This window comes from Mesorhizobium sp. M8A.F.Ca.ET.021.01.1.1, assembly GCF_003998025.1.
Taxonomy (GTDB): Bacteria; Pseudomonadota; Alphaproteobacteria; order Rhizobiales; family Rhizobiaceae; genus Mesorhizobium.
Window position 1 is genome coordinate 1 of the sequence record NZ_RZSJ01000202.1, and the last position, 9,644, is coordinate 9,644.

Below are 9,644 nucleotides of genomic sequence, written 5' to 3' on the forward strand. Positions count from 1 at the left end.
CCCTATGTGGTGGCGGCCGACATCTATGCCGGGGACGACAAGGGAGGGCGCGGCGGCTGGACCTGGTACACCGGCTCGGCGGGCTGGCTTTACCGGGCGGCGGTCGAAGGCATCCTGGGTATCGAACGGCGCGGCAAGCAGATCACGTTCCGGCCGAAGCTGCCCAGTCATTGGGAGGGCTATCAGGCTTCACTCAAGATGCTGGGCGCCGAGATCAAGGTGCAGGTCATTCGGGACAAAAAGACCAAGACGATCTCGCTCGAAGTCAATGGTTCAAAGACAAAATCGGCGTCCTTTGAACCCAAGGCTGGTGGCCAGACCGAGGTCGTGGTCAAGATACCGGCGTAAAATCAACGGGTTGGATCACCGGATCGCGCGTCCTTCGGGACGCGCGAAGCCGCGCCTCGTTACTTGCGCGCGATCCGTGGGGGCGCCGGCTGGGCGCCTTGAAACCGGGCCTCTTCAGCCTGCCGTGATTAAAAATGTGGCAGTGCTCGGCGACTGCCATGATTTTGCCGCAAGGCGGACATTTCACCTTTTATCTCAAACCGTTAGGTGATCACGTCAGATTTCGTATCGTCGTCATCTTTTGTTCGCTAAATGGGAACGGAAGCGATAGACGGGCATTGTTTTGCGACGCATCAACCGTTACGTGTCAGGAAATGGTGCAGTGCACAATATTGGTGTTGGGCACAATAGAGAGTTGGCGGAGTAGCTGAAGTGTCACTTCTGCAGATCTATTGGAGAGCGCTGGGATATCTGGCTGCCGACAAGAAGCGCGTCGCGCTGATCTGTGCGGCCAACGTCGCTCTGGCAGCCATCGCGATCCTCGAGCCGATCCTGTTCGGCCGGGTCATCGACGCGATTTCCACGAAAGGCTCGGTCTTCTCCACGCTTGCCGTGTGGGCCGGCATCGGCGCCTTCAACGTTCTCGCTTTCGTGCTGGTGGCGCGCGGTGCCGACCGGTTCGCGCACGCCCGGCGCAGCGAAGTGCTCTGCCAGTCCTTCGAGCGCGTCATCACCATGCCGCTCGCCTGGCATCATCAGCGCGGCACCTCGAATGCTCTCCACACGCTGCTGCGCGCCGTCGAGACGCTGTTCAGCCTTTGGCTCGAATTCATGCGCCAGCATTTGTCCACCGCTGTTGCGCTCGTCCTGCTGGTTCCGACGGCCCTCAGCATGGACGTGCGCATGTCGATGGTCCTGCTCGTCCTCGGCGTTCTCTATGTCGGCATTGGCCGCCTGGTGATGAAGCGCACGAAGGAAGGCCAGGCCGCCGTCGAGCGCCACTATCACAAGGTTTTCGCGCACGTGACTGACTCGGTGAGCAACGTCGCCGTGCTGCAGAGCTACAACCGTCTTGGCCACGAAGCCGACGCGCTGCGCAGCTACGTCAAGAACCTGCTCGACGCGCAGAACCCGGTGCTCGACTGGTGGGCGATCGCCAATGCGCTCAATCGCCTGTCGTCGACGATCTCGATGATGGTGGTGCTTCTGATCGGCGCCTATCTGGTCACCCACGGCCAGCTGCGCATCGGCGACGTCATCGCTTTCACCGGCTTCGCCACGCTGCTGATCTCGCGGCTCGACCAGATGTCGGCTTTCGCGAACCAGATTTCGGAGGCCCGCGCCAAGCTCGAGGATTTTTACAAGCTCGAGGACTCGGCCGCCGATACCGCCGAGCCGGACGGCCTGCGCGACCTGGCCAACGTCACCGGCCATGTCCGTTTCGAGGATGTCAGCTTCGAGTTCGCCAATTCGGGGCAGGGCGTCAGCGACGTGTCCTTCGAGGTCCAGGCCGGCCAGACCGTCGCCATCGTCGGGCCGACGGGTGCGGGCAAGACCACGCTCATCAACCTGCTGCAGCGCGTCTTCTCGCCGTCCAGCGGCCGTATCCTGATCGACGGCATCGATACCCGCACCGTGACCCGCAAGTCGCTGCGCCATTCGATCGCCACCGTGTTCCAGGATGCCGGGCTTCTCAACCGCTCGATCGAGGACAACATCCGGGTCGGCCGTGCCGATGCGACCAACGACGAGATCCATGCCGCAGCCACCGCAGCCGCGGCGCAGGATTTCATCCTGGCCAAGAGCAATGGCTACGACACGGTGGTCGGTGAACGTGGCGGCCAGCTGTCTGGCGGCGAGCGCCAGCGCATCGCCATTGCCCGTGCCGTGCTGAAGGATGCGCCGATCCTGGTGCTCGACGAGGCGACCAGCGCCCTCGACGTCGAGACCGAGGACCGCGTCAAGGAAGCGATCGACGAATTGCGCCGCGACCGCACTACCTTCATCATCGCCCACCGCCTGACCACCGTCCGCGACGCCGATCTGGTCGTGTTCATGGACAAGGGCAAGGTGGTCGAGATGGGTGGCTTTGCCGAACTGTCGCTGCGCAACGGCCGTTTCGCCAGCCTGTTGCGTGCCGGCGGCCTGCTCAACGACGAGGAAGTCCGCCGCCTCAGCCGCTCCGTGCAGGGCGAGGCCGCCTGAGCAGTTGATGGTTCTGCCTTCTCCCGAATGGGAGAAGGAAGAACCTGCGACACCGCCGCTTGATTGCTCCAAACGCGCCGGCGGTCTATGTAAAGCCGCATGAGTGACACCACCTCACGCCCGAGCGGCTGGACCGATCTTGCCAATCCGACGCGGTTTGTCCGGCTGGCCGACAAGCTTGTGCCGTGGCTGGCGGCGCTCGCCGCCCTCGTCCTTGCTGGTGGCCTCTATATTAGCTTCACCGCGCCCGAGGATTTCCAGCAAGGCATCACGGTGCGCATCATGTACATCCACGTGCCTTTCGCCTGGCTCGCCATGATGTGCTACACGCTGATGGCGGTCTCTGCGCTGGGCACACTGGTCTGGCGGCATCCGCTGGCCGACGTCGCACTGAAGTCAGCGGCCCCCATCGGGGCCGTCTTCACCGCGCTGGCGCTGATTACCGGTTCGATCTGGGGCAAGCCGATGTGGGGCACCTGGTGGGTCTGGGACGCCCGCCTGACTTCCGTCTTCGTGCTGTTCCTGATGTATCTCGGCATCATCGCGTTAACCCGCGCGCTCGATGACGCCAGCCGCGCCGCCTGGGCCGCCGCCATCATCACGCTGGTCGGCTTCATCAACATTCCGATCATCAAATTCTCGGTCGACTGGTGGAACACACTGCACCAGCCGGCTTCGGTGTTCAGGCTCGGTGGTCCGACCATCGATCCCAGCCTGCTCTGGCCGCTGCTGGTGATGGCCGTCGGCTTCACCGTGCTGTTCTTCGCGCTGCATCTGATGGCCATGCGCACCGAAATCCGGCGCCGACGGGTTATTGCCATGCGGCGGGTAGCGGCGCGGCAGGCGGAGCGGACTTAACCTTCTCCACAAGGGAAGCTACGCCATTTCAAGCAGCGGGTTTTCGGTGGCAGCTTGGCGAATTCGTTTTCCTATGCTGCGCTGGTCGACCCCCCACTCCGTCGAGCTTCGCTCGACACCTCTCCCCCGATCGACGGGGTAGAGGAAAGGCGCCAAGCCTTTTTTTGTCAACGCTCGTCGAGCAAGGCTCCCTTCCTTTCCCTCCGGAGGGGGGAAAGGTGGCGCTGCGAAGCAGCGACGGATTGGGGGAACCACGTGGCAATCAGCATCGCGCCGATCAGTCACGCCAGTGGCACAAGATCTGTGTCTAGCTTGGCAGGTGGAAAGGGAAGGCCGCTCACCCCATCCGCCCCCTTGCCGCGACCGGCAGCGTTTCCAGCACTTTGTCGCCGTCGATGAGATGCACCTGGTCGAACAGGTTCGTCACCACGCAGCAATGGTCCGGCACCACGCGCACACGCTCGCCGATGCGCAGCTTGCCGTCGCCGGAAAGCATGACCGTGCCGTGCTCCTCGCTCAAGCCCGTCACCAGCGCCCCCGGGACGCCCATCAACTCTCCGAAATCCTTTAGCCCCAGCGTATCGCTGGACAGGGCCTTGCTGCCGCTATCGAGGATCGCGCGCGTCGCTGTCGGATGGCTGACCACGGTCGCCAGCACCGTCAGCGCGCAATCGTCGGTCGTGCCGACGCCTTTGGCGACCTGGTAGCGGTCGAGATAGATATAGGTGCCGGGCCGATATTCGGTGACGACGGAGGCATCGGCGGAACGCCACATGTCGGGCGTGCCGCCGCTGGAGATGCGCTCGCAGGCGAGCCCCGAGGCGGCCAGCGCCTGCTTGGCGTCGGCAAGCCAGGCTTCGGCCTCCGCCGCCCGTCCGGCGGCCGGGTAGGTCATCAGTCCGTCAAAGGCAAGGCCGCCGGCCTTGTCGATCAGCTTCGCCAGCGCAACCGCTTCATTGGCCGTCTGCACGCCGCAGCGCCCCATGCCGGTGTCGCACTCGACCAGCACCGACAGCGGATGCCCGGCATCGGTGAAGGCGGCGGCGAGCCCTTCCAGGGTCTCGGCGCTGTCGGCGGTCACCGACAGCGTCACGCGGCCATGCAGCGCCTTCAGCCGGTCGAGCTTGGCGCGGCCGAGGATGTTGTAGGGGATGAAGATGTCGGTCAGCCCGGCGTCGGCCATCACCTCGGCCTCGCCGATCTTCTGGCAAGTGATGCCGACGGCCCCGGCTGCCACCTGCTTCTTCGCCCAATAAGGCAGCTTGTGGGTCTTGATGTGCGGCCTGAGCTTCAGTCCGTTCTTGTCGGCATGGGCCTGCGCGCGGGCGATGTTGGCTTCAGCGCGTGCGACGTCGATCAGGATCGACGGCGTATCGAGATCATGGATGGTCGGCATCGGTTGTCTCTGTGAAAATTCGCAGGGGTTATGAGCCGGAAAGCACGCGATGTCACGCCGCACGCGAACCCGATCGGTGGGCCATGGGCGCAGGGCTCGAACAGGCAGAATGGATCGACACCGCACCGGCGTTCGGCTATGCGATTTGTCGGAAAAATCGACACGAAGGGTCACGATCATGAAACGCTCCGCCATCAACGACATCATCCGCGAAGCCGACGCCTTCATCCGCTCGTTCGGCTATATCATGCCGCCCTTCGCCTACTGGTCGCCGGAAGAGATGAAGGCGCGCCAGGTCGATTCCTCGGCCATTTTCACCTCACGGCTCGGCTGGGACATCACCGACTACGGCCAGGGCAAGTTCGACGATCTCGGCCTGTTCCTGTTCACCGTTCGCAACGGCCGCTACGAGGACATGAAGAAGGGCATGGGCATGCTCTATGCCGAGAAGATCATGATCTCGCGCAAGGAGCAGATGTCGCCGATGCACCGCCACAACATCAAGGCCGAGGACATCATCAACCGCGGCGGCGGCAAGCTGGTGCTGGAACTGTTCATGCATGACCGCGACGGCGGCATCGACCCCAGGGCCGAGGTGTCGGTGCCTGTCGACGGAACCATCCACAGGCTGCCGGCGGGCGGGCTGTTGAAGCTCGACCCGGGCCAGAGCGTAACGCTTTTGCCCGGCGTGTGGCACGCCTTCTGGGCGGAGGGCAAGGACGTGCTGATCGGCGAGGTATCGACCGTCAATGACGATCGCACGGACAACGTCTTCCGTGAGCCGATCGGCCGTTTCGCCGATATCGAGGAAGACACGCCGCCGCTGCACCTGCTGGTGGCCGACTACGACAAATGGCTGGGTTGAGGCTTCCGCCCTTTATGCCGATTCGCCCCCTGATTTGCCGGCCAGCAACCAAGTCCGACGAGGAATAGATCTTGAAATCAGCTCTAGTTCTAGCCATTGCCGCCTTGGCGGCGGTCAGCTTCGGTATGCCGGCCCAGGCGGCCGGCTTCGCCAACATCATCCTTTCCGCGACGAAGGACGGCGCTACACCTCAGAGCAGCTTCCCCGTCGACACACCGGTGATTTACGTGTCGGCTGACTTGGTGGATATCGCGCCCACATCGAAAATCACATTTTCCTGGGTCTCGGTTGATTCCCACGGCGTCGCACCGGAAAACTATACTATCGACAAGGTCGATCTCGACGTCGGAGCGAACAATCAGGCTGATTCTCAGCTCACCAAACCCACGGCGGGATGGCCGGCGGGCACCTATCGTGTTGATTTGGCCATCGACGGAACGGTTGAGGATTCGGTGCCCTTCAGCATTCCATGATGGAAATGAACTGCCCTGAAAGGGCGTAGGCTCAATGACAACAGCTGAGTGCCGATTGCACGCTCGTCCGGCACAGGCAGGACGAGCTGATCGGCACATCCGCCTTTGCCATCGCCGTGGCAAGCCTTGCCTGCAGTGCCGGCAGTTCTTCGGTCTCGCCACGCCGGCTCAAACATTCCACCAGACCGTGCAGCGCCCAGACATTGTCCGGGTGCTGGGCACAGCGCTGCACCGTGGCGCTCAGGCCGAGATCGTCGCGATAAACCTGCTCGGCTTCCGCCGCATGCCCCTGGTCGAGAAGCAGCGCGGCCAGCGCATGGCGCGGCGGGTGCATCCACGCCCACGGCTCGGTGTAGGAAAGATTGTCATCCAGCTCGACCGCGTGCCTGAGATGGCCATAGGCCTCCTCGTGCCGGCCCTGATGGTAGGCAAGCTCGCCGTCGAGCAAGGCGGCACCGACGGCGAGCGAGGCGCGGGTCGGGTTGCTGAGGAAACGCCGCTCGGGTGCAATGCCTTCGAGGTGCTGGTGAAACAGTTCGCGCTCGCGCTCGGCTTCGGCGAATCGCCTCAACGTCGCATGCGCGACGCCCCTGGCGTAGTGCTGCATGGCCGCCGTCAGCACATAGAGGCCGGGCTCGGCGACCCTTGGTTCATCGATGATCTCCTGCCACCGACCGAAGCGCACCAACACGTGCGATTTCATCGCATGATAGCCTTCCACGGTCTGGGTGAGTTTGGGCCGGTCCTGGATGGCGACCACGTCACGCGTCACCAGGCTGCGCACCTTGTCGGCAGCCCACAGTGCCGGCTGGTACTGGCCTGACAACATGCAGGTGAACATCATCAGGTGCAGATCGTGACAGCAGCCGAGCAGGTAGTAGGTCGGCTCGCCGGCATAGGCGAGATAGAGGTCGTTGGCCCCAACCGCCTTTTCGCTGGCAAGCTTGGCTTTTTCATATTCGCCGCACAGCACATAGATATGCCCCGGCATGTGGTTCATGTGTCCGGCATCGGGGCACATCTCGCCGAGCAGATCGGCTGAGCGCATGCCGCGTTCCGGCATGGTGGACATTTCCAGGAGATGAATGTGCAGATGGACGATCGCCGGGTGCTGCGCGATACCGGCCTCGTCTGCGAGCCGGATTGACCGCTCGCAAACCTCCAGCGCCTCGATCACGTCTGAATTTGGCGCCGGTGCACCGGTCTTGAGGTTCCAGAGCCGCCGCACCGTGCGCATCATCAGCGCCTCGACGAACAGCGCCATCACGTCATGGTCGTCGGGAAAGTTTTCATGGACCCGCCGCATCGCAGCGGCATAGGCATCGTCCCACTGCTCGAATTCCTGGGGGCTTACCCGGTGCGGCTTCTGGAAGCGGCAGGCCAGTGCCTCGATCAGTTGCCTTTCGACCTCGCTGGCTGACGCCGCATTGGAGCGCGCGAGCTGGACGTGCTCGAAACAACGCTTCGCCGCGCTGTCGGCCTCGGCCTCGCCATGCTCCTTCCAGGTCAGATTGTAGAAAGGCCCAGCCGCGTAGGCGATACCCCAGTGGACCATCGGGCAGGCAGGATCGGTCTCCAGGGCCTTCTCAAAGCACTTGATGCCTTCTTCGTGGTTGAAGCCGTAGCACCAGTTCAGGCCAATATCGAACCAGCGCTGGGTTTCTGCCGAGCGGGTAGAGATGGGGCGGCGGTAGGCGCCAAGATTGAAGCGGTCCATGTGGTCTCATTCAAGCAGGTTGGCCGCGAGCCTAGCCCTGGCCAGATTCTTCGCCATGAATGTGTGCCAAAATCTGTAGGCATGGCAAACGCGATGAGGGCCATCGTTGTTCTGGCGTTGGTGGGATCTGACCGACGACGGCGCCGCGTTACTCGCCTTCGAACGGCGCGTCGCTTTGCCAGCCGGCTAGCTCCGGCAGGTCGTCAAGCCAACTTTTCTCGGTCATCACGGCATCGCCGGCCTGCGGTGCGGCCTCCGTGGCGTTTTGAATCAACCAGTCCGCCCACTTCCGATAGGCAACCGGGTCCAACTGGGGCGGCAGCACCTTGGCCTTGAGCAGCATCCTTTTGCGGAAACTGGTTTGCCTGCGCAGCTTGGTCGTCGTGAACTTGATTGCCTTGCCTTGGTATTCGACAGTCCAGCGGTCGTCCCCATGGCCGACAAGCCTGTCGATAGCGAAACCGGCATCAACCGGTCTATCCCGCCAGGGAAGCTCGATGGCGTTCTTCCGCAGATCGATAGCCCATCGCCTGTAGTTGGCCCCGGTGCGCTGAGGCGGCAGCACGCTGGCCTGTTCGAGCATCTTCCTTCGGAACGTAGGCTGCTTCTTGAGCTGGCCGGTCGTCAGCTCGATTCGATGTCCACGAAATTCGACGTGCCACCGGACCCGCCCGTTGCCGACATACTTCACCAGCCTGTCGATGACGAACTCGTCCTCGGAGAGCATCACGCATCCCTGTCGGATGCTTTCGAGAATGTACTGGTTATCGGTGGGCATGGCGCTGCCTTATGCGGCGAGCCTGAAGGAGCATGGGAACGCGAAATGAAACAGGCCAAATTTCCCTGCAAGTCATTGTTCTTGTCGCAGAGTTTTTGGCTGGGGAACCTGGATTCGAACCAGGACTAACGGAGTCAGAGTCCGTGGGTCTACCGTTAACCTATTCCCCAGCAGGCGCGGTCGTGGACCGCGCGGGCCGAACGGCTGAGCCGCTTGAGCGCTGCCTTGTAGCCGCCAGCGGAAAATAGTCAAGCCTGCTCCGCGGTTCAATCGCCAGCTTTTATCACCGGTTTCAAACGCCACCTTTTTCCAGCGGCGTGAGAACTCCGGGCTCAGCTCTCCTTGCGGCTGAATTGCGAGCGTTCGAAGAACAGCACGATGCCCAGGCCCAGAAACAGCGGGATGATCAGATAAAACAGCCGGAACACCAGCAGCGCGGCCAGCACGCCGACCGGGTCCATGTCGGAAAGCCCGGCCAAGAACACCACTTCGAACACGCCGAGGCCGCCCGGCGCGTGCGATATCTGGGCGACCGAGAAGGAGACGAGGAAGACGCCGAGCACGACGAAATAACCGGGATTGTGCATCTCGGGCAGGGCGAAGAAGATGATCGCGGCCGCCGCCAGCAACTCGATCGGGCCGATCAGCAACTGCCTGGCGACGATCGGCAGCGCCGGATAGTGCAACTGGAAGCTGCCGATCTTCAGCGGGCGCAGATGCAGCCAGCTGCCGAATATATAGGCCGCGACGAGGACCAGCATCGCAATGCCCGCAGCCTCCGACAGGCCGTGATGGGCGATGCCGGAGAAGCGGTCGATAATCTGCGGCTCGAACACCAGCACGAGGCCTGCGGCGAGAATCGTCGACAGCACGAAGGTTATCCAGCAGACCGCCACCAGCACGCCGACCTCCTGGCCGGTCAGGCCCCTGGTGCCGTAGGCGCGGTAGCGGATGACGGCGCCGGAAAACACCGAGCCGCCGATATTGTGCGACAGCGCATAGGTGGTGAAGGAGCACAGCGTCACGAACAGCCAGGACACGCGCCTGCCGATGTGCAGCAGCGC

Annotated in this window: 9 protein-coding genes and 1 tRNA gene; 5 read left to right on the top strand and 5 right to left on the bottom strand. The window is 62.9% G+C overall.

The genetic code is table 11. The annotated features are described in order from the left end of the window. From EOA36_RS17195 to EOA36_RS17205, 3 genes are all read left to right on the top strand, one after another. A partial coding sequence (locus EOA36_RS17195) for a glycosyl hydrolase family 65 protein (protein WP_145969196.1) occupies positions 1 to 348 on the top strand: 348 nt, incomplete at its 5' end. Positions 349 to 720: 372 nt separating this feature from the next. Continuing rightward, positions 721 to 2,493: a glucan ABC transporter ATP-binding protein/ permease gene (locus EOA36_RS17200; protein WP_127278652.1), complete on the top strand. Its 1,773-nt coding sequence runs from the start codon at positions 721 to 723 to the stop codon at positions 2,491 to 2,493. 99 nt (positions 2,494 to 2,592) lie between these two features. After that, entirely contained in the window at positions 2,593 to 3,351 is a 759-nt protein-coding gene (locus tag EOA36_RS17205; protein WP_127278653.1) for a heme ABC transporter permease, read from the top strand. Between the two features lie 337 nt (positions 3,352 to 3,688). Here the strand turns inward: EOA36_RS17205 and EOA36_RS17210 are convergent, their stop codons facing one another. After that, positions 3,689 to 4,747, bottom strand: coding sequence for a D-TA family PLP-dependent enzyme (locus tag EOA36_RS17210; RefSeq protein ID WP_127278654.1), 1,059 nt, complete (start codon positions 4,745 to 4,747; stop codon positions 3,689 to 3,691). Positions 4,748 to 4,925: 178 nt separating this feature from the next. On the opposite strand from EOA36_RS17210, the gene EOA36_RS17215 reads away from it, so the two are divergent. Further along, a complete protein-coding gene (locus EOA36_RS17215) occupies positions 4,926 to 5,612 on the top strand; it encodes a D-lyxose/D-mannose family sugar isomerase (protein WP_127278655.1) in 687 nt (228 codons plus the stop codon). A gap of 71 nt (positions 5,613 to 5,683) precedes the next feature. Beyond that, on the top strand, positions 5,684 to 6,085 hold the full coding sequence (locus tag EOA36_RS17220; RefSeq protein WP_127278656.1) for a hypothetical protein: 402 nt from the start codon (positions 5,684 to 5,686) through the stop codon (positions 6,083 to 6,085). A 31-nt stretch (positions 6,086 to 6,116) separates the two neighbouring features. On the opposite strand, the gene EOA36_RS17225 is transcribed toward EOA36_RS17220, so the two are convergent. The 4 genes from EOA36_RS17225 to EOA36_RS17240 all read right to left on the bottom strand — a co-directional run. After that, on the bottom strand, positions 6,117 to 7,802 hold the full coding sequence (locus EOA36_RS17225; protein ID WP_127278657.1) for a hypothetical protein: 1,686 nt from the start codon (positions 7,800 to 7,802) through the stop codon (positions 6,117 to 6,119). 148 nt (positions 7,803 to 7,950) lie between these two features. After that, entirely contained in the window at positions 7,951 to 8,580 is a 630-nt protein-coding gene (locus EOA36_RS17230; RefSeq protein WP_127278658.1) for a hypothetical protein, read from the bottom strand. Positions 8,581 to 8,676: 96 nt separating this feature from the next. Then, positions 8,677 to 8,750 (bottom strand) — tRNA-Gln (locus EOA36_RS17235). Between the two features lie 162 nt (positions 8,751 to 8,912). Beyond that, positions 8,913 to 9,644 (bottom strand): UPF0104 family protein (locus EOA36_RS17240; protein ID WP_145969197.1); only part of this gene is annotated, 732 nt, incomplete at its 5' end.

Coding starts and splice junctions, on each gene's coding strand:
- EOA36_RS17205 (WP_127278653.1), top strand. CDS start 2,593: ATGAGTGACACCACCTCACGCCCGAGCGGCTGGACCGATCTTGCCAAT.
- EOA36_RS17215 (WP_127278655.1), top strand. CDS start 4,926: ATGAAACGCTCCGCCATCAACGACATCATCCGCGAAGCCGACGCCTTC.
- EOA36_RS17230 (WP_127278658.1), bottom strand. CDS start 8,580: ATGCCCACCGATAACCAGTACATTCTCGAAAGCATCCGACAGGGATGC.
- EOA36_RS17210 (WP_127278654.1), bottom strand. CDS start 4,747: ATGCCGACCATCCATGATCTCGATACGCCGTCGATCCTGATCGACGTC.
- EOA36_RS17225 (WP_127278657.1), bottom strand. CDS start 7,802: ATGGACCGCTTCAATCTTGGCGCCTACCGCCGCCCCATCTCTACCCGC.